The sequence below is a fragment of the Bradyrhizobium sp. SRL28 genome, from assembly GCF_018596315.1.
Lineage (GTDB): Bacteria > Pseudomonadota > Alphaproteobacteria > Rhizobiales > Xanthobacteraceae > Bradyrhizobium.
Genome location: NZ_JAHEAG010000005.1, coordinates 87,535 through 107,739 on the forward strand (window position 1 = coordinate 87,535; position 20,205 = coordinate 107,739).

The 20,205-nt window shown below is 62.6% G+C and carries 16 protein-coding genes, 1 pseudogene and 1 riboswitch; of the genes and pseudogenes, 9 read left to right on the plus strand and 8 right to left on the minus strand.

The window, feature by feature from the left end:
- Window positions 1-619 precede the first annotated feature (619 nt).
- A complete protein-coding gene (gene recA / locus KIP88_RS14135) occupies window positions 620-1,708 on the plus strand; it encodes a recombinase RecA (protein ID WP_214488537.1) in 1,089 nt (362 codons plus the stop codon).
- 111 nt (window positions 1,709-1,819) lie between these two features.
- Window positions 1,820-2,800 carry a hypothetical protein gene (locus KIP88_RS14140; protein ID WP_214488538.1) on the plus strand — a complete coding sequence of 327 codons (981 nt, stop codon included), beginning with the start codon at window positions 1,820-1,822 and terminating at the stop codon, window positions 2,798-2,800.
- 52 nt (window positions 2,801-2,852) lie between these two features.
- On the opposite strand, the gene gcvP is transcribed toward KIP88_RS14140, so the two are convergent.
- The 3 genes from gcvP to gcvT all read right to left on the minus strand — a co-directional run bounded on the left by gcvP (window position 2,853) and on the right by gcvT (window position 7,448).
- The gene (gcvP, locus tag KIP88_RS14145) at window positions 2,853-5,720 is read right to left on the minus strand and encodes an aminomethyl-transferring glycine dehydrogenase (RefSeq protein WP_214488539.1); all 2,868 of its coding nucleotides are present in this window, start codon (window positions 5,718-5,720) and stop codon (window positions 2,853-2,855) included.
- 194 nt (window positions 5,721-5,914) lie between these two features.
- Window positions 5,915-6,280 carry a glycine cleavage system protein GcvH gene (gene gcvH, locus KIP88_RS14150; RefSeq protein WP_214488540.1) on the minus strand — a complete coding sequence of 122 codons (366 nt, stop codon included), beginning with the start codon at window positions 6,278-6,280 and terminating at the stop codon, window positions 5,915-5,917.
- A 22-nt stretch (window positions 6,281-6,302) separates the two neighbouring features.
- Window positions 6,303-7,448 (minus strand): glycine cleavage system aminomethyltransferase GcvT, encoded by a 1,146-nt coding sequence (gene gcvT / locus KIP88_RS14155; protein ID WP_214488541.1) that lies wholly within the window; start codon window positions 7,446-7,448, stop codon window positions 6,303-6,305.
- 136 nt (window positions 7,449-7,584) lie between these two features.
- A riboswitch (glycine riboswitch) is annotated at window positions 7,585-7,675 on the minus strand.
- A 213-nt stretch (window positions 7,676-7,888) separates the two neighbouring features.
- Between gcvT and alaS the strand changes: the two genes are divergently transcribed.
- On the plus strand, window positions 7,889-10,564 hold the full coding sequence (gene alaS, locus KIP88_RS14160; RefSeq protein ID WP_214488542.1) for an alanine--tRNA ligase: 2,676 nt from the start codon (window positions 7,889-7,891) through the stop codon (window positions 10,562-10,564).
- Between the two features lie 341 nt (window positions 10,565-10,905).
- On the opposite strand, the pseudogene KIP88_RS14165 reads toward alaS, so the two are convergent.
- Together KIP88_RS14165 and KIP88_RS14170 are read right to left on the minus strand one after the other, a co-directional pair.
- A pseudogene (locus tag KIP88_RS14165) lies at window positions 10,906-12,024 on the minus strand (TAXI family TRAP transporter solute-binding subunit); the annotation flags it as partial.
- A 60-nt stretch (window positions 12,025-12,084) separates the two neighbouring features.
- On the minus strand, window positions 12,085-12,918 hold the full coding sequence (locus KIP88_RS14170) for a hypothetical protein (protein ID WP_249790769.1): 834 nt from the start codon (window positions 12,916-12,918) through the stop codon (window positions 12,085-12,087).
- 253 nt (window positions 12,919-13,171) lie between these two features.
- Between KIP88_RS14170 and KIP88_RS14175 the strand changes: the two genes are divergently transcribed.
- The 4 genes from KIP88_RS14175 to KIP88_RS14190 all read left to right on the plus strand — a co-directional run bounded on the left by KIP88_RS14175 (window position 13,172) and on the right by KIP88_RS14190 (window position 16,113).
- Complete coding sequence (locus KIP88_RS14175) at window positions 13,172-13,528, plus strand: septal ring lytic transglycosylase RlpA family protein (RefSeq protein WP_214488544.1); 357 nt, start codon at window positions 13,172-13,174, stop codon at window positions 13,526-13,528.
- Window positions 13,529-13,652: 124 nt separating this feature from the next.
- Entirely contained in the window at window positions 13,653-14,534 is an 882-nt protein-coding gene (locus KIP88_RS14180; protein WP_214488546.1) for a hypothetical protein, read from the plus strand.
- 303 nt (window positions 14,535-14,837) lie between these two features.
- On the plus strand, window positions 14,838-15,512 hold the full coding sequence (locus tag KIP88_RS14185) for a DUF2270 domain-containing protein (RefSeq protein WP_214488547.1): 675 nt from the start codon (window positions 14,838-14,840) through the stop codon (window positions 15,510-15,512).
- A gap of 376 nt (window positions 15,513-15,888) precedes the next feature.
- On the plus strand, window positions 15,889-16,113 hold the full coding sequence (locus KIP88_RS14190; protein ID WP_214488548.1) for a hypothetical protein: 225 nt from the start codon (window positions 15,889-15,891) through the stop codon (window positions 16,111-16,113).
- A 628-nt stretch (window positions 16,114-16,741) separates the two neighbouring features.
- Here KIP88_RS14190 and KIP88_RS14195 read toward each other — a convergent pair.
- Complete coding sequence (locus KIP88_RS14195) at window positions 16,742-17,671, minus strand: LysR family transcriptional regulator (RefSeq protein WP_214488808.1); 930 nt, start codon at window positions 17,669-17,671, stop codon at window positions 16,742-16,744.
- Window positions 17,672-17,848: 177 nt separating this feature from the next.
- On the opposite strand from KIP88_RS14195, the gene KIP88_RS14200 reads away from it, so the two are divergent.
- A complete protein-coding gene (locus KIP88_RS14200; protein WP_214488550.1) occupies window positions 17,849-18,289 on the plus strand; it encodes an ester cyclase in 441 nt (146 codons plus the stop codon).
- Between the two features lie 23 nt (window positions 18,290-18,312).
- Window positions 18,313-18,912 carry an NADPH-dependent F420 reductase gene (locus KIP88_RS14205; protein WP_214488552.1) on the plus strand — a complete coding sequence of 200 codons (600 nt, stop codon included), beginning with the start codon at window positions 18,313-18,315 and terminating at the stop codon, window positions 18,910-18,912.
- Window positions 18,913-18,948: 36 nt separating this feature from the next.
- On the opposite strand, the gene KIP88_RS14210 is transcribed toward KIP88_RS14205, so the two are convergent.
- Both KIP88_RS14210 and KIP88_RS14215 read right to left on the minus strand, forming a co-directional pair.
- A complete protein-coding gene (locus KIP88_RS14210; RefSeq protein ID WP_214488553.1) occupies window positions 18,949-19,455 on the minus strand; it encodes a DUF3455 domain-containing protein in 507 nt (168 codons plus the stop codon).
- 104 nt (window positions 19,456-19,559) lie between these two features.
- Window positions 19,560-20,033 (minus strand): DUF3455 domain-containing protein, encoded by a 474-nt coding sequence (locus KIP88_RS14215; protein ID WP_308163575.1) that lies wholly within the window; start codon window positions 20,031-20,033, stop codon window positions 19,560-19,562.
- Window positions 20,034-20,205: the final 172 nt, after the last annotated feature.

Here is a 20,205-nt window from a genome sequence, read left to right on the forward strand (position 1 = left end):
CCTAATATGCAGATGCCCGGCTGTCGGTTCCGAAGTGAACAATTCAAAACAGGCCTCTGCGATTCTCAAACCAGGCCACTGAGGTCGGAAACAGGCCAGTACCAAAGCCGGGGGCTGTCCTAATCAGGACACTGGCGGAGGTAGATCAGGACACTGATTATTTTTCATGACGATCAATATTGAACAGCGCCGATGCCCATAACGTGCTGGCCTTTACGTTGAACGGAGCGCCGTAGGAGTGCTGCACCGTTCCTTCAGTAAATGGCCCCAGCTCTCCAGCCCCCGAGTTGGGGCCATTCCTGTGACACCCGCACTCAGGGCAAATACCGACAGCACCGGCTATAACAAGTGGCCTACCTCGAATTGAGCATGAACACCGCGATTCTACGGAGAACAGGGTTCGGCGAATTCGCGGCGCTTTAACGGAGCAAATTGGGCCGCTGCAATTTTCAACGTAGGCCACGGAGGTTGGAAGCAGGCCAGTACCCCCTGTGGCGAAAAGAACATATTGCGAACATAGAACAAACGTGGTACGAGTTTCCCATCGGCCATCGAATCTCGGAACCTTCCACCGCCCGTTTGTCCCGCTCGCGAATCCCCGCCATAAGGAGCACGTACTATGTCCGCCACTGCCCTGCGTATCGTCGAAGGATCCTCCATGGATAAGACCAAGGCCCTGTCCGCCGCGCTCTCCCAGATCGAGCGCCAGTTCGGCAAGGGCTCGGTGATGAAGCTGGGCAAGAACGACCGCTCGATGGATATCGAGACCATTTCATCGGGCTCGCTCGGGCTCGATATCGCGCTCGGCGTCGGCGGGTTGCCGAAGGGGCGCGTGGTCGAGATCTACGGGCCGGAATCGTCGGGCAAGACCACGCTGGCGCTGCACACGGTGGCAGAGGGACAGAAGAAGGGCGGCATCTGCGCCTTCATCGACGCCGAACACGCGCTCGATCCGGTCTATGCGCGCAAGCTCGGCGTCAACATCGACGAACTGCTGATCTCGCAGCCCGACACCGGCGAGCAGGCGCTGGAAATCTGCGACACGCTGGTGCGCTCCGGCGCGGTCGACGTGCTGGTGGTCGACTCCGTTGCGGCGCTGGTGCCGAAGGCCGAACTCGAAGGCGAGATGGGAGACGCGCTGCCGGGGTTGCAGGCGCGGCTGATGAGCCAGGCGCTGCGCAAGCTCACCGCCTCGATCAACAAATCCAATACCATGGTGATCTTCATCAACCAGATCCGCATGAAGATCGGGGTGATGTACGGTTCGCCGGAGACCACCACCGGCGGCAACGCGCTGAAATTTTACGCCTCCGTCCGCCTCGACATCCGCCGCATCGGCGCCATCAAGGAACGCGACGAAGTGGTCGGCAACACCACCCGCGTCAAGGTGGTGAAGAACAAGCTGGCGCCGCCGTTCAAGCAGGTCGAGTTCGACATCATGTATGGCGAGGGCGTCTCCAAGATGGGCGAAATTCTCGACCTCGGCGTCAAGGCCGGCATCGTCGAGAAATCCGGCGCCTGGTTCTCCTATGACAGCCAGCGGCTGGGCCAAGGCCGCGAGAACTCAAAAGCCTTCCTCAAGGCCAATCCTGACATGGTCGCCAAGATCGAGACGGCGATCCGCCAGAACTCCGGCCTGATCGCCGAGCAGATCCTCGCCGGCCCCGCCGAGCGCGACGCCGACGGCGAGGAGCCGGCGGAGGAGTAAGTTTCAGAAACGCTTCAGGGGTTAAGGCCTGAAACGGACGGACGGGTGTTGTAGACGTTGAGTTGCCGACGTCTTCAGCGCCCGTTTTGTTGTGTGGTGTGGATGGGTGTGATGAAGCCTCTGATCCTGACCGGCTGGTTGACGCCGGACTTTATAAAGAATGACTTCGCCGACCTCCTGCTGGATCTAGCCTTTTTCGACTTTGTCTGGGGACCGCAGCCCTCCTCGGATGAACTCGTAGCCCATCTTGGTCCGCGTCTCGCGAGCCACGACGAAGGCACACACTGGTCGGACTGGGGCGTCCACCGAAAACAGAGCGAAAACAGGAAGCACCCTGATGCGAACCTGGCCGAATTCTGCGAGCAATACGAAACCGTCGAACTGTGGTTCGACGTGCGACCGAGGGCGCAGCTGAAACTGATCTGGCTGCTTGATTACTTCCGCTCCTATCCGGAAATCGTTGGCAGGTTGAAGCTGCGTCTCGTCGATCTGGATATGAGGGAGCTTGAGAAGTTTGGCAGGTGGAACCCGCCGGCTGTTGACGTCACGGAAAGGGAATTGGCGACGGCGAGCGCGGCCTGGCAGGCTTGGCGATCGCCCACGCCGGTTGCCTGCTTCGATTTGCTCAGCAGGGATTTGAGCGCGTTGCCGCTGCTCAAACCTGTCCTGATCGATCTGCTCGAAGAACTGCCGTCAAGTTCGACAGGGCTTGGCGCCTCGGAAATGCGGATGCTCGAGCTGATCGCGCGGGGATACTCGCTCACAAATGCGCTCTTCCATTTCTACCAGTTGCGGCAAACGCGCATCTTCGGCGAGTGGGAATACGGTTACTTGCTGGATGGGCTGGCGTTCGGGCCCAGACCGGCCGTAGCGGGCCTCGACGAGGAACTGCGTACGCTCGACCGCAAAAATTTGCGAGACCGGCACCCAGCCTACCTGCGCAGCCGGCTGTCGATTACAGAGTTCGGCAAGGCTGTTCTCGCCCACAAGGAAGACTTCAGCCGGCACAATCCAATCGACCGCTGGTGGGGCGGCACCCACCTGACCAACGATAATCTGTGGCGCTGGAATCCGGCGCTGGTCGCGCCGTAGCAGCGCTACCGTAGGATGGGGTGAGCGCAGCGAAACCCATCCTACGGGAGCCTCACTCCGCGGCTTGCGCGTAATCCGCGACCGGCGGGCACGAGCACACCAGGTTGCGGTCGCCATAGACGTTGTCGACGCGCCCGACCGGGCTCCAGTATTTGTCCGTGCGCGAGACGCCGTCGGGGAAACAACCCGTGGCGCGGCTATAGGCGCGGCTCCACGCATCATCGACAATGTCATGCACGGTGTGCGGGGCATGGCGCAGCGGCGAGGCTTCCACCTTCCAGCGGCCGATCTCGATCTCCGTGATCTCGCTTCGGATCGCGATCATGGCGTCGCAGAAACGATCCAGCTCCGCCTTCGATTCCGATTCGGTCGGCTCGATCATCAGCGTGCCCGGTACCGGGAAACTCATGGTCGGCGCGTGGAAACCGTAGTCGATCAGGCGTTTGGCGATGTCGTCGACGGTGACGCCGCTCGTGGTCTTGAGCGCGCGCGGATCGACGATGCACTCATGCGCGACGCGGCCCTTGGCATTCCGGTACAGCACCGGGAAAAACGGATCGAGGCGGTTCGCAATGTAGTTGGCGTTCAGGATCGCGATCTCGGTGGCGCGCGTCAGGCCTTCGCCGCCCATCATAAGGATGTAGATATAGGAGATGGTCAGGATCGAGGCCGATCCGAACGGCGCCGCCGACACCGGCCCGACCGGCACGCTGCCGTCCCTTGCGGGATGCCCGGGCAGGAAAGGTTCAAGATGTGCCTTCACGCCGATCGGGCCCATGCCCGGGCCGCCGCCGCCATGCGGGATGCAGAACGTCTTGTGCAGATTGAGGTGGCTGACGTCGGCGCCGTAATCGCCGGGCCGCGACAGACCGACCTGCGCGTTCATGTTGGCGCCGTCGAGATAGACCTGGCCGCCATGGCTGTGCACGATGTCGCAGATATCGCGGATATGTTCCTCGAACACGCCATGCGTCGAGGGATAGGTGATCATCACGGCGGCGAGATTCTTGGAATGCTTCTCCGCCTTGGCGCGGAGATCGTCGACGTCGACATCTCCGCGCGCGTCGCAGGCGGTCACCACCACCTCCATGCCGACCATATGTGCGGAGGCCGGATTGGTGCCGTGCGCGGAGGAGGGGATCAGGCACACCTTGCGGTGCGGCTCCCCACGCGCGGTATGATAGGCACGGATCGCAAGCAGCCCGGCATATTCGCCCTGCGCGCCGGAATTCGGCTGCAGCGAGACCGCGTCATAGCCTGTGATGTCGCACAACCATTGCTCCAGCCGCTTGAACATCGCGTGGTAGCCGCGCGCCTGCCCGGCGGGCGCGAAGGGATGCAGGCTGCCGAACTCCGGCCAGGTCAGCGGGATCATTTCCGTGGTCGCGTTCAGCTTCATGGTGCAGGAGCCGAGCGGAATCATGGCGCGGTCGAGCGCGAGGTCGCGGTCGCTGAGCTTGCGCATATAGCGCAACAGCTCGGTCTCGGAACGGTGCGTATGGAACACGGGATGGATGAGGAAGGCGCTGTCGCGCTTCAGTTCGAGGGGAAGCGTTTCGCGCGCGCTGACCTCGACATCCGCATAGGAAAGCTTGCCCCCGAAGGCGCGCCACACCGCCTCGACGACGGCAGGCGTGGTGGTCTCGTCGACAGCAATCCCGAGCGTGCCGTTATCGATCCGCAGATTGATCCTTTCAGCCAGCGCCCGCGTAACGATTTCATTCTGCTTTTCGCTGGCCTGGACCGTGACGGTATCGAAGAAGGCCTGCGACGTCGGCGCAAAGCCGAGCTTTGCCAGTCCGGCCGCCAGCACCACCGCGCGCCGGTGCACGGTGCGCGCGATATGCGTCAGCCCCTCGGGGCCGTGATAGACCGCGTACATCGAGGCGATCACCGCCAGCAGCACCTGCGCGGTGCAGATGTTGGAGGTGGCCTTTTCGCGGCGGATGTGCTGCTCGCGGGTCTGCAGCGCCAGCCGATAGGCCGGCTGCCCTCGCGAATCCACCGATAGTCCAACGATGCGGCCGGGCAGCGAGCGTTTTAGCGCGTCGCGCACCGACATGTAGGCGGCGTGCGGACCGCCATAGCCCATCGGCACGCCAAAGCGCTGCGCCGATCCGATCGCGATGTCGGCGCCGAGCTCACCGGGCGAGGCGATCAGCGTCAGCGCCAGCAGATCGGCGGCGATGACGGCAAGTGCTCCCTTGGCGCGCAGCGCCGCGATCGCGGGCCGCAAATCGCGCACCGCGCCCGATGTTCCCGGATATTGCAGCAGGCCGCCAAAAACTTCGGTAGAATCGAGATCGGTGAGGGGATCGCCGATGACCAGCTTCCAGCCCAAGGGTTCGGCGCGGGTGCGCAGCACGGCGAGCGTCTGCGGATGCACCTCCGAATCGACGAAGAATGATTTTGATTTCGACTGCGAGGCGCGTTCGGCGAGCGCCATGGCCTCTGCCGCGGCGGTTGCTTCATCGAGCAGCGAGGCGTTGGCGACGTCGAGACCGGTTAGATCGCAGATCATGGTCTGGAAGTTGAACAGCGCTTCCAGCCGGCCCTGGCTGATCTCCGGCTGATACGGCGTATAGGCGGTGTACCAGGCCGGGTTCTCCAGAATGTTGCGCTGGATCACTGCCGGCAGGATGGTGCCGGAATAGCCCTGGCCGATCAGCGAGGTGAAGACCTGGTTTTGCGCGGCCAACTCGCGCATATGCGCCAGCGCCTCGGTTTCGCTGAAAGCGCGCCCGAGATCGAGCGGCGCCTTCTGCCGGATCGAGGAGGGCAGCGTCTGGCTCATCAACTCAGCCAAGCTATTCGCGCCGACGCTGTCCAGCATCGCGCTGATGTCGCGGGGCGAGGGGCCGATATGCCGGCGCACGAAATCAGTGGCGGCTTCGGCAGTGGTCTTGAGCGGCGCGTTCATGGGTATCTTCCTCAATATTGCCCGTCATACCCGCCATCAGCGTCATACCCCGCGAAGGCGGGGTATCCAGTACGCCGTGACGTTAGCGATTGAACCGAAATTTCCCGGCGTACTGGATCGTCCGCCCCAGTGCGCAATTGCGCACAAGGCGGACGATGACAGCGAGTATGAGGTTGCCGGCTGCCTCTTCATTTTCACGCCCTATGTGCCTTGTAGGCGGCCTCATCCATCAGGCCGCCGAGTTCGCTTCTGTCCGCAATCTTCAGCTTGAAGAACCAGGCCTTGCCGCCGGCGTCGGAATTCACCAGCGCGGGTTCGGCGACGAGCGCCTCGTTGACTTCGACCACCTCGCCCGAGATCGGCGCGTAGACGTCGGAGGCGGCTTTTACCGATTCGACCACGGCGGCGGCCTCGGCCTTCTTCAGGGAGCGGCCGACCTTGGGCAGTTCGACGAACACGACGTCGCCGAGCTGCGATTGCGCGTAGTCGGTGACCCCGATGGTGGCGACATCGCCCTCGATGAGGAGCCACTCGTGGTCTGATGTGAACAACGTCGTCATGAAACGTCCTCTGGTGCTTGAATCAGCGTTTGTAGGTGTTGGGAACGAAGGGCATGGCCGCGACCTGCAGCGGCAGTCGTTGGCCGCGCACTTCCGCGAAAACTGATGTGCCGTTGGCGGATAGCGATGTCGGCAGATAGCCCATCGCAACCGGCGCATTGAGGCTCGGGCCGAAACCGCCGGAGGTAACCTTGCCGATCGGCTCGCTCGAAGCGCTATCGGTGAACAGCAGTGCGCCTTCCCGCACCGGCGCGCGGCCCTCGGTGCGCAGGCCGACGCGGCGGCGCGAAGCGCCTTTTTCAAACTGGGAGAGAATCTTCTCCGCGCCCGGAAATCCGCCCGCGCGCGCGCCGCCGGAGCGGCGGCTTTTCTGCACCGACCATTCCAGCGCGCCCTCGACCGGCGTCGTCGTGGTGTCGATGTCATGGCCATAGAGACAGAGGCCGGCCTCCAGCCGCAGGCTGTCGCGCGCGCCAAGGCCAATCGGGAGCACGTCGGCATTATCCAGCAGCGCCGTCACCAGCGTCTCGGCATGTTCGGCCGGAACCGAAATCTCAAAACCGTCCTCGCCTGTATAGCCCGAGCGCGAGACGAAGCAGTCGAAACCGCCTACCTTGCGCGGCCCCGTATCCATGAACCGCATCGCGGTCACGTCTGGACAAAGTTTCGCCAGCGCGGATTCCGCCTTCGGTCCCTGCAGCGCGACCAGCGCGCGATCCGTCAGCGAATCGATGACGCAGGCTTCAGAGAGGTGCGCGCGTAGATGCGCCTCGTCCTCGGCCTTGCAGGCGGCGTTGACGACCACAAACAGGTGGTCGCCGAAATTCGCCACCATCAAATCGTCGAGAATGCCGCCATCTTCATTGGTGAACTGGGCGTAGCGCTGCCGTCCCGGCGCAACCGCCACGATGTCCTGCGGCACCAGCCGCTCCAGCGCCAGCGCCGCATCCTCGACCTGGCCTGACTTGGGACGCAGCGCGAGCTGGCCCATATGCGAGACATCGAACAGGCCGGCGCTCGAGCGCGCATGCAGGTGCTCCTTCAGGACGCCAGCCGGATATTGCACCGGCATCTCGTAGCCCGCGAAGGGAACCATCTTGCCGCCGCGCGCCACATGGAGCGCGTGCAATGGGGTGCGTTTTAGTGAGGATTTGTCTCTCGCCAGCATCCGTCAGGCCCTCATGGGTTCCGGAGACCAGCCTCCGAAAACCCAAAGAAAGCCCCATCTGTCGCTGTGCCTGAGAGTATTATCCCGTCGGCGGACGCCCTGGGCAAAGCCGCCCGGCGTCACTTTCCAGATGCTATTTCGTCACACGGTCCGTTTGCCTGAGAGTTTCCGGGGCGGTTGCTCCTTCGGCGCCGGCGCTTAAGCCGATCTCTCCCGACGTGACGTCTTATAGATAAGAGGGAAACACAGGCCTGCCAAGCCTGTCAACGCGGCCGCAGCATTATCAACGGGATGTGCGTGCCCATCTTGTGTGCTGCGGCAAGCCTATGATCCGCCTGCACAGTTTCTGGACAGCGTGGGCCGCCTTGTCTAAAAGCGTTCCGCCGGAAGGTTAAAGGCTGGTTGCGGGCCTGACCCGGCCCATTTCCGATTGGATGAACATGAGCGGCGTCAACGAGATCAGGTCGAAATTTCTGGATTTCTTTGCGGAGAACGGCCACGAGATCGTGCCGTCGTCGCCGCTCGTGCCGCGCAACGACCCGACCTTGATGTTCACCAATGCCGGCATGGTGCAGTTCAAGAACGTCTTCACCGGCGTCGAGAAGCGGCCCTACCAGCGCGCCACCACCTCGCAGAAGTGCGTGCGCGCCGGCGGCAAGCACAACGACCTCGACAATGTCGGCTACACCGCGCGGCACCTCACGTTCTTTGAGATGCTCGGCAATTTCTCCTTCGGCGACTACTTCAAGGAGCGTGCGATCGAGCTTGCCTGGAACCTGATCACAAAGGAGTTCGGGCTCAAGAAGGACAAGCTGCTCGTCACTGTTTACCACGACGACGATGAGGCGGCGGGCCACTGGAAGAAGATCGCCGGCTTTTCGGACGACCGCATCATCCGCATCGCGACCTCGGACAATTTCTGGGCGATGGGGGATACAGGACCCTGCGGCCCGTGCTCGGAGATCTTCATCGACCGCGGCGAGCACATCTGGGGTGGGCCTCCGGGCAGCCCGGAAGAGGACGGCGATCGGTTCCTCGAATTCTGGAACCTCGTCTTCATGCAGTTCGAGCAGGTGACGAAGGAGGAGCGCCAGTCGTTGCCGCGCCCCTCGATCGACACCGGCCTGGGGCTGGAGCGCATGGCCTGCATCCTGCAGGGCGTCGACAGCGTATTCGAAACCGATCTTTTCCGTAATCTGATCGACGCCACCGCTTCCGCGCTCGGACACGGACCGCAGGAGCAGACCGTGGCATCGTTCCGCGTCATCGCGGACCATTTGCGTTCCTCGGCCTTCCTCGTCGCTGACGGCGTGCTGCCGTCGAACGAAGGCCGTGGCTATGTGCTGCGCCGGATCATGCGCCGCGCGATGCGTCATGCGCAATTGCTCGGCGCCAGCGAGCCGCTGATGCATCGTCTGGTCTGGGCGCTGGTGCGCGAGATGGGGCAGGCCTATCCGGACCTGGTGCGCGCCGAAAATCTGATCGAGGAAACGCTGCGGCTGGAAGAAACCCGCTTCCGCAAGACGCTGTCACGCGGCCTTGCCATCCTCGACGAAAAAAGCGCCGGCCTGAAGAAAGGCGACATGTTCGACGGCGATACCGCGTTCACGCTGTACGACACCTATGGCTTCCCGCTCGATCTGACGCAGGACGCGCTCAAGTCGCGCGGTATCAGCGTTGACCAGGCTTCGTTCACCGATGCGATGGAAAAGCAGAAGGCCAAGGCGCGCGCGTCGTGGTCGGGAAGCGGCGATACTGCCGGCGAGAACGTCTGGTTTCCGCTGCGCGAAAAACTCGGCGCCACCGAATTTCTTGGCTACGACACCGAGAGCGCCGAAGGCGTGGTCACCGCGCTGGTAAAGGACGGCAAGGACGCCGATAGTCTCAAAGCCGGCGAGAGCGGCGCGATCGTGCTGAACCAGACGCCGTTCTACGCGGAGTCCGGCGGCCAGGTCGGCGACACCGGCCTGCTGACGGGCGAGGGCGTCAAGTTCCGCGTTACCGACACGCAGAAGAAGGTGGGCGATCTGTTCGTTCATATCGGCACGGTGGAGCAGGGCACGCTGAAGGTGGGTACCGCGCTGCAGCTCGAAGTCGATCACACGCGCCGGTCATCGATCCGATCCCATCACTCGGCGACGCATCTGCTGCATGAGGCGCTGCGGCAGGTGCTCGGCGATCACATCGCCCAGCGCGGCTCGCTGGTGGCGCCGGACCGGCTGCGCTTCGACTTCGTTCATCCGAAGCCGATCACGGCGGAAGAGCTTGCCCGCGTCGAGGACATCGCCAACGAGGTGGTGCTGGAAAACGACGAGGTGACGACGCGGCTGATGGCGGTAGATGATGCCCGCGAGGCCGGGGCGCGCGCCCTGTTCGGCGAAAAATATGGCGACGAGGTCCGCGTGGTCTCGATGGGCAAGCAGGCCCGCGCCCAAGGCACCAACGCGCTCGGCTGGTCGGTCGAATTGTGCGGCGGCACCCACGTGCGTCGCACCGGCGATATCGGTCTGATTTCGGTGACGGGCGAAAGCGCGGTGGCCTCCGGCGTGCGGCGTATCGAGGCGCTGACCGGCCGTCACGCGCGCAAGCACGCCAACGATACGATGTCGATTGCGAAGACCGCGGCCTCCGAGCTGCGCACCTCGGTCGACGACATGCCGGCGCGAATCGCGGCCCTGATGGAGGAGCGCAAGAAGCTCGAACGCGATCTATCGGATGCGCGCAAGAAGCTCGCAATGGGCGGCGGCGCAACCAATGGCGGAACGGCGGCCGGCGGCGTGCGCGAAGCGGGCGGCGTCAAGCTGCTGGCGCGCGCGGTCGAAGGCGTCGAGACCAAGGACCTCAAGAGCCTGGTCGACGACGGCAAGAAGCAGATCGGCTCCGGCGTGGTCGCGATCGTCGGCGTCACCGAGGACGGCAAGGCGGGCATCGTCGTCGGCGTCACCGCCGATCTCACGACGCGGTTCAACGCGGTCGAACTGGTGCGCAAGGGCTCGGAAGCGTTAGGCGGCAAGGGCGGCGGCGGCCGGCCCGACATGGCGCAGGCCGGCGGGCCCGACGGCGCCAAGGCGAATGCCGCGCTGTCGGCGATCGAACAGGCGATGGCCGGCGCTTAGGCGCAGGCAAGCTGGGCGTGGGCGCGCTTCCGTTATCTGAAGTCAAACTGTCTCCCCGAGAAGCCGCTGGACGGACGATCGGTAGTTGAGACGCCTTGAGTGGCGCCGGGGGGCGGGGTAGGGCCGGCGAACCAGTTTCCCCAATCCTCGCTTGCTCGGTTGCAGGCGCCCGGATCGCCGCGGTAGCCAAGGCGCTCGCATTCTGTGATCGCGCGTTGCTCGGCCATTGTACCAATTGTCCGCCTTGCAGGCTGCGATCGGCGGGGCTGGTGGCGGCGAGAGGCAGTTTGCGTTGCGGACGCTTCGTCCCGGTCTCGGACCTTCTTGGGGCCTACCTGCGGGTCAGCCTTTGCCTGTGCGTTCCTTGCCGCCTCCCAAGCATGAAATTGCTTGAATAGTGCTTCCTTGTCGGCCTCTGACTGGATGTTGGCAGCGGTCGGGTTCTCTTCCAGGAATGCCTCAAAGCGTCGCTTTACCGGTTCGACGCCATTTTTGTCGAGCCATCGCTGCGCGAGCGGCAGGCGATCCCAGCCGGCGAGGGGGGCGGCCAGGGAAACCTCCTTCCACTTGGGATGGAAGGGCGGGTTTTGCAAAGTGGCGAATTTCGTGAAGAAGGCATCGACAAACAGAGCAAGCTTGCGACTGCGTTCAGTGTTGGGTGCCCAATTGTACGCTGCAAGCACCGACGGCACTGCGATCGTGTCCACCGTCTCTCCGTCGGCAATCAGGTTCGGGTAGTCCTTTGACGTCAGCGTCGCCGGCAGATAATCGCTCTGCAGGGCCCTGGAGTAGTCCACCGCAGCGAGATGAAAGCGTCCGTCATTCCTGAAGGTGGTGACAGACACGTACGGCTTACCGCCAACCACGATGACGGCGTCGAGGTCGCCCTTCTTCAATTTTTCCATTGCGATCCGCTGCTCGACATAAACGAAATTCGCCTTGATCCCGAGCCGCTCGAAAACCGTCAGTGCAGTCACAAACGTGCCGCCATTGGGCAGATCGACGCTCACCGTCTTGCCTTCGAGATCGTTCAGACTCTTGATGGTCTTTGGTGCGATGACCTGCATCTCCTCATTGTAGAGCTTGGTCACATAGGTGAACTGCTTCTTGATGCCGTTGGCAAAGCCCTTTTTCTCGAGGTAGTCGAGCGTGTCGGCGCGCACGATGCCGAGATCGACGCCCTTCAGGAAAAGGATGTCGGCGACGCTCTGCACCGAACCACGACCGACGATCGGCAGGACGCGCAGGTTACCGTCGTCGTCGAGCACGGAAGCGAGGTCGGCACCGAACTGCACATAGGTGCCGCCGATCGTACCGGTAAGCAGCGTGACCGTGTTGGCGTTCAGCGCCTTCTTGGTCGAGACCGATCCGAATTGGAAGATCGCCTTCAGGCTGTCGCTGACTTTGGCCGGGTTATAGTCGATCGGTTCAGCATGGGCCGCAACACCGCAAGCCATCATGACCGTCGTGGCAAACACTTTGAGGTACTGACGCACGGCATCCTCCAAATGTGTGGGAGATTAGTTCTGAAACTGAGTGAGACGCTGTTGCGCGGCCGCCGAGCCAAAGCTGGCGGCCTTGCGGTACCAGTCGCGTGCCACCACAGGGTCGGGTGCGATGCTTCGCGTGTCGCGCACGCCGAGCACAGCCGGATCATAGGTCTGTGCCAGCAGGAAAGCCGCAGTTGCGTCCTGTGAAGTGGCTGCGCGTTCAAGCAGCAATCGAGCCGCGGCGATATCGCCGAGTGTCAGCATGCTCCTGGCGCGTGTCATCAGCGCTGCCAATGTTTCGGCATCGAGCTTTTTCGACGGCGCAGCGGCTTCGTTCCCTGCACGTGCGGCCGGGACCTGACTCTGCGGCACTGGGTCTGATACGGGAGCAGGATCGCCTGACACGGGAGCCGGATCTTTCAGCAGTACCTGGCGCACAGCCGGCTCTTTCGCGGCGCCCTGCGTCGCTGATTGATCCGCTGATCGATCTTTGGATGCGCCGCCGATGGGTACTCTTGCTTTGTCGATGAGGAAGCGCGTGACATCGGAGTTAGACACAAGGGCGCGCGTGACATCGGAATTAAGTACCGCGACCAGAATCGCGCACGCCAAAACCGCCAGTCCACCAGCCACAATCCGCGTCACGATGCTTGTCAGTTTGCTTGACGCACGAGGCGCAAGTTCTTGCGGGTCAGGCTCACGCCGGAGTTCGGATAGAAACAATGGAATGGGATCATCTGAGGAGGGATCCGTGGACGGCGCGGGCGTGTGGTATGCGGGCTGCGGATTCCCTTGCGGTTCGTCGAACGCCAAGGCATTCGAATCCCGCGACGCGCGATGTGTCGTCCGCTCCATGGCGCTCATGCTTCCCTCACTACGCAACGCAGGGGAGCCCCCCGGCGCTAACGCGCCGGTCCATTCACACACAGAGGTGCCGGGAAAACCCGGCACATGGCCATAACCGCCCAGACTGTTCATCGTTCCCCAGGCAAACGGCCTGGGCTCAGACGATCCGCGCGATGCTGTGCCGCTTTCGTCAATCTGACGCGCTTGCTGGAACCTGGAGGCCGCGGAAAAGTTGGCCAAACGGGTGGGCCTCGATCCTGGAAGGGTGACGATGATTCGCCCGATATGCGCCGTCTTGGCGCTCACCTGTCTATCTGCGCCGGCATTCGCCGAAACCTGTATTGCGTCTCGCTATGGCTACAGCGGCGGAAAAACCGCATCGGGCGAGCGGATGAATCCAAATGCGATGACCGCGGCGCATCGCGCCAGACCATTCGGCTCGCACGTCACAGTCACCTCACATTCCACCGGGCGAAGCGTCACCGTCCGGATAAATGACCGTGGTCCGTTCGTGAAGGGACGGTGCATAGACCTGTCCACCGGGGCCGCCCGTGTGCTTGGCTTCGCCGGGATTACGAGGGTCTCCCTCGCTGAGGTAGATAAGCACAAGTGGGAAGTTACGCCGTGAGGGACTCAAGCGTCGCGGCGCGCGCCATTCGGCGGCGCCGTCGACAGTGACTCCGGGACGCTATCGCCTTATGATCGCGGATTCTTCCACCGTCGGATGACATTGGACGGAGAGGGAAACGCCAATGAACTCCACACCTACTCCGAAAGAAACTGAACCCCAGGATGCCCCGGCCGCGCGCGCTGATGAACGACTGGTGCACGCCCACGAACAGATCATGCGCGCGGATGAACAGCTCGCGCGTTTGAGTGAACAGCTTGCAAAGATCGAGCGCGATGCTGCGCGCCCACCTGCGGCCGCACCTGGCCCGCCATCACCGCCTGGATGGCCGGTGTTCCGGGCCCTCGTCGGTTTGCCGCTGGCGGCGTGCATCATTGTCGCCGCCCTGGTCTTGCAGTCGTCTTTTGGCGATGGGGGCAAGCAGGTCGTCGCCCCTTCGGCGCCGCAACTCGCTTCAACGCCATCATTGCCGCCGGAAAATCCGCCGCTCCCTGCACAGCCCGCTTCATCAGGCGTTCAAGTGGCCGCGGCGGAGGCTGCACCACCGCAAGCAACGCCACCGCAAGCAACACCACCTCAAGCAACACTCTTGGCTCAGACCACAACGCAAGACGCCGCGCGGACAGCTACCGCAGCGCTTCCCGATCACACACAGTTGCTGCAAACGATGGCGCGCAATCTCGCGAACATGGAGCGAAGCATCGAACAGCTCAAGGCGAGCCAGCAACAAATAGCCAGCGACAATTCAAAGGCGATCGAGGAACTCAAGGCGAGCCAGGAAGAGATAAAACGCGTGCTCGCGAGGGTTTCGGAGCAGAGCCCGCCTACGGCATCACCGCCCACGGCATCACCGTCCACGACATCACCGCCTCCTACGCAGCCAACTTCGACCGTGCGCAAGCCTGAGCCGACTCCGACCGTGCGCAAGCCTGAGCGGACGCGTCAGTCGTCGCAAGCGAGAAAGCGGCCTCGATACCTGAGGGAGTGGATGTACGATGACTGGTAGCCGCCGAGGCGGTGGTCATCGAAGCCTTGCCCTGCAACAACGCCTTGATCCGCTGCAGAACGCAGCGTCCTGTCGGCTTGCGTGATCTCCTCGTCGTTTGGCGCCACAAGGCGCGACCCAATGCGGAGGCCAGCTCGGTAGTGCGCTGCACCGTTCTTTTGCTCGATCCCGTTGCTGGCAATTCGGCCCCGGGGCGAGCATAGTTGCGCCGTCACAATTCCGGATAGGTTCATCGGCGTTGATGATGTGGACTCTCCCGGTCAACGCCGGTGATCCTCGGTTCGGACAACCGGAGTCCCCGCCATGTCTGTCACGGCTTCCAGCGAAACACACCGCCAACACACCTTCGATTCTGCTGAAATGGGCGCCATCGCTCATCTCTACCGGGGCGAAGTCTACCGTTCGACGATCTGGAGAACGCGGCTCGACAACACGACCAACTGGGCGATCGTCACCATGGGCATCGCCTTGTCGACGACCTTTTCGAGCCCGGAGGCCTCACCGCTGCCGCTCCTGCTCGTAGGCCTGCTCATCGCCGTGTTTCTCGGCATGGAGGCGCGGCGTTATCGCTACTTCAATGTTTGGCGCGCCCGCGCTCGATGGATGGAGATGAATTTCTACGCGCCAATATTCACCGGTGAAGCGCGCGACGATAGCTGGCAGGCAATTCTCGGGCGCGACTACACGGCGCCTCGCCACCACATTTCGTTCATCCGCGCGGCGGGGCGGCGGCTGCGTCGCAACTACGTCTGGATTCTCGCCGTCCAGGTGATTGCCTATTACGGCAAGATAGCGATCCATCCGACGCCTGCGTCAACCCTGGCGGAATTTGTCGATCGCGCCGCAGTCGGACCGATTCCCGGCTGGGTCGTTCTGATGATCGGCTTTGCCTACAATTTCGGCTGGCTGGCGTTCGCGCTCGGCACGATGTGGCTCGACCAACGCGAGCACAGCGGTGACAAGGTGGCGATGGGTTAGCGGTAGCGCGAAAGCCATGTCGCTGTGCACCAGCGATGACAAACGCGCGACCCTGGCGCGGAACCGCGGCGCGCAGCAGGCGTTGCTGTCGCAGCCGCGCTAAACGCGATGTCCTTGTGCACGGCGCTATGTGCAGACGTGTTTGATGTTCGCCGCTTCCATTGAAACCCGAAAACCGAACCGCTCGAAAAATCTCGCCGGCTCGAAATAAACAGTCTCTGAACTACCCGTTCGGCCGACGTTCATATCAACCGCTTAAGGTCTCCATCCAGGAACTGAAAGTTAGTGAACCCATGGACGTAGTTCCCGGCGGTGGGCCCGACTCCACGCCGCCCAATAATCTACGCAGGGACACACTCACAATGGAGGAGACATCATGAAGAAGTTTCTTATTCCGGCTGCGGTCGCAGTAATCATGACAGGCGCTGCCTATGCTCAGACGGAGTTTTATGTAGTGCAAGATACCTCCACGAAGAAATGCACCATCGTGGACAAGAAGCCGACCATCGCCACCACTGTCGTTGTTGGCGACGGCAAGGTGTTCAAGTCGCGCACCGCAGCAGAAACCGGGATGAAGACCATGAAGGTCTGCGCGAACTAAGGGCGGCGGTGGCGAGCGATAATTCCCGCTCCGTCCGCTCCCATCGAAAAGTGAGAGGCCGCCGAAGCGGCCTCTCTATTCACCGGCACATACCAACTGGAGGATCAGGGAATGTTGAAATCAATGCGCAAATATGCGTTCGGCGCCGCAGCGGCAACTGCTCTTTTCGTATTTCCGATCTCGGCCTTTTCCCAATCCATTGAGGTTGGACCGGGAGGCGTCCGAGTCTACGAGGGTCGAGGAGGGCAATGCGAGCAATTGCGGCGTGCCTGTGAAAACAAGGACGCGCTAGGGGAGCGGGGTGAAGGAAATTGCCGCAGATACCGAGAGACCTGCCAAAGGCCAGTTCGCAGGGACGTGTGCGGCGAATTGAGACAAGCCTGCCTCAACAAGGACGCGTTGGGCGAACGAGGCGAAGGAAACTGCCGCAGGTATCGCGAGACCTGTAGAGGTCGGTTGTAAACGTTGGTAATTCTGGGTGTTGCAGAGTGGTCCGGCATTGCCCCGACCGCCCCGCACACCCGTCACCGCGAAGGCCGCCTCGCTTGGCGGCCTCGTTCATATCAGGACAAGCCTGCGACGCTGCCTGTTGGCACATTGCGTCATCGCGAATTGTTGCAGGCTAGCCCTACCCCAAGCTACCGGCGAAGCGTTCGGCCAGACGGTCACGCTTGAATTCCTCAACAACAAAGTCGACGAAGACGCGGGTCTTCGCAGGCAGCAGCGTACGGCTCGCGTAGTAGATGGAGATCGGCCCACCGTCGCTGTACCATTGGGGTACGAGGCGCACGAGCGTGCCGCGCTCCAAATGCGGGAGCGCATGGCTCATCGCGATCAACGTCACACCGAGGCCAAGCAGGGCTGCCCGGCAGGTGGCTTCCGGATCGTCGAAGACAATCGTCTCCGCCAGTTTCGCTGGAATTTCGGTACCCGCCGCATTGCGCATCAAACGTTCGCGAATCCGGCCCGTGCGCGATGAGCGCCATGCGATTCCTTCGAATGCAGCAAGCCCGGTGGGGTCGGTCGGCAATGTACGGTTCTTGAGATACTCCGGCGCGGCGACCGCGATCAGGTGTAGCGGCGCCAGCGCGCGCGAGACAACGCCTGGCGTCCATTCAATGCCGCCCCCGATCGCGGCATCGTATCCATCGGCGATCAAATCGATCTGACGCGTAGTGAATTGCCAATCGGGTCGAATGCCCGGATAGCGCGCCAGGAACGCTGGCAACAGCGGAAGGATGTAATCCGCACCGAAGTTGAGGCCCATGCTCACCTTGAGCACGCCCGCCGGCTCTCCGCCATCCGTCGCCATCCCCGAAATCGCCTGCTGTAGTTCGTCCAGATTGCCCTTGATGGCGAGCAGGAAGCGCTCACCAGCGTCGGTGAGCGTCAGCTTGCGTGTGCTCCTGTGAAACAACCGGGTGCCGAGATTGCGCTCCAGCATCGCCACGTTCCGGCTGACTGCCGCCGGAGTGAGGGCAAGCCGACGCGCCGCGGCCGAGAAACTGGCGGTTTCGGCACTGCGGACGAAGGATTCGAGGTTGGCGAGGGTTTCCAGAGGAATACCTTCAACGGATGCTTGAAAGTAATTTCATCAATTACCGGCTAATCGTAGGCGAATTTGTCGCCATTATCCACTGCAGAAAGCGCAGCTTCTCGGCCAAAAAGGCCGGCCTTGCCGCCGAAAGTCACGGCGCCAGGCAACCGCTGCGCCCATAAGTTTGGAGCGACATCCATGACCAAGATCAGCGTGAGCGAAGCCGCGAAGGCGGTTGTTCGGCGGAACACCGTAGAGGTGCAAGGCGGCGGGAGTTTCGAGGTGTTCGAGGAATTGTTCGCCGACGATTTTCTCGACCATACGCCGCAGCCGGGACGCACGCCTGACAAGGCCGGCGCGCGCGAACTTTACAAGGTTCTGCGCGCCGCCTTCCCGGACTTCCACGCAGACATCCACTGGCAGCTAGCCGATGGCGACCGGGTGACGACCTACAAAACTTATCACGGCACGCACAAAGGCGAGTTCTTCGGCATCGCGCCAACCGGTCGCAAAATTCAATTCGAGACGGTGGACGTGATGGGCGTGCGCGACGGCAAGATCACCGAGCACTGGGGCGTGGCCAATCTGTTCTCTCTCATGCGGCAACTCGGCGCGCTTCCCGGCACGCCCAAGGCCTGAAGCCGCCTATAGGAGGACAGGACATGAGCATCGGTATCATTGGAGCGGGCAGTATCGGCCTGGCTGTCGCACGGACGCTGTCGCGAGTTGGAATTGCCGCAACCATCGCCAACAGCCGAGGACCCGACTCGCTCAAGGAGTCCGTCGCTGCTCTGGGCCCGACCATCAAGGCGGGAACGCGCGAGCAAGCCGCCGCCGCAGACATCGTTCTGATCGCGGTCAACTGGTCGAAACTGCCGCAGGCCGTGGCTGGGCTGCCGCCCTGGGGCGGACGGATCGTCATTGACGCCAACAACCCGATCGAAGCCCCGCTGTTCAAGCCGGTCGATCTGCAGGGCCGTATTTCAAGCGAGGTGGTCGCCGACCTGGTGAGTGGTGCGCGCCTCGTAAAAGCATTCAATCATCTGAAGGCAGACGTACTGGCAAGCGATCCACGGGCAGACGGTGGCCGTCGCGTGCTCTTCTACTCTGGCGATGATAGCGCCGCAAAGGCGGAGGTCAGAGCATTGATCGACCGCGTCGGATTCGCCGGTATCGATCTTGGCCCACTCGCCCTCGGCGGAAGACTCTCACAATTTCCCGGTGGGCCATTGCCGAACCAGAATCTGGTGAAAATCGGATAATCCCGCGAGGAGCCTCGACCATGACGGAGAAAGCGTTCAGCTCTTGCGCAGGAATACGTAGTCGGCGGAGTACGGCACGTTGCGATAGCTGCCCGGCTTGTCGCAATCGCCCTCGAGCTTGCCGCCCGCCGTGTTGATCCGCTGCACCGTCGTGACACCGGAGAGGATGCCGGTGCCGCGCCCGGACGTCACGGTCAGCTTGAGCAAGGGGATATCGTTCGGCGTGGCGCCGGGCGCGTTGCCGACCGCCTTGCCGACGACGGCGCTGGAGTCGATGTGCTCCCAGTTCGGCCCCGCGTAGTGCCGGCCGACCGTCTTGCCATCGAGCAGCAAGGTTGCGGTCGGCTCGCGGAATGCCCAGGCCAGCTTGCCGTCGGCCCCGGCCTTGCATTCGTAAATCTGTGCGCCTTCGGCGTGGAGCGTGAGCACGATCGCCTCGCCGGGCGCTGCGATGGCGTCAGGAAGGGGTGTCTGGGCGGAGGCGCTCAAAACTGACGCCGATGACAAGAGCAGAGCAAGTGCGGCATTCCGGACAATCGGCATCATGAAATCCATGGTGTTGGCCCCGAAAGACCAACACCATTATCAGCCAATTATGCCATCGCCTTGACGAGGTTGTCCGAAACCTCCCGGATGGCAGCGTCGTATCAGCCCTTGCGCAGGAACACGTAATCGGCCGAGTAGGGGACGCTTTCATAGGTGCCTGCCTTGTAGCAGGCGCCATTGAGCTTTCCACCCATCGTGTTGATCCGTTGCACTGTCGTCGCAGCACTGAGAACACCGTTGCCGCGCCGGGAAGTGACTCCGAGCTTCAGCCAGGGAATGTCCATTGCGACCTGCCCCGGGGCGGTGCCGACGACCTGGCCGACCACCGCGCTGCCGTCGCTGTACTCCCAGTTCGGTCCGGCATAATGCCGGCCGACCGTCTTGCCGCCGGAAAAAAGCGTCGCGATCGGCTCGCGAAGCGCCCAGGCGAGTGCGCCGTCAGCGCTGGTCTTGCATTCATAGACCTGCGCGCCTTCGGCATGCAGGGTGAGCATCGCGGTTTCACCCGGAGCGGCGATGGCCTCGGGAAGTGATGTCTGGGCGGTCGCGTTGACGAGCGACCCGGTGAGAAAGATAGCAGTAAGTACGGCGTTCTTAGGGAACGACACGGTAATGCTCCGTCATTGGTTTTTTATTGCTGCAAGCCAACGGGCCGCGCGAATGCGCGCCCGACGACAGGCTCCGAGCAATCCATCGTGCCCCAAGCGGAGACATGGATTGTTCGTCGCTCTGCCCCGTTGCGCAAAC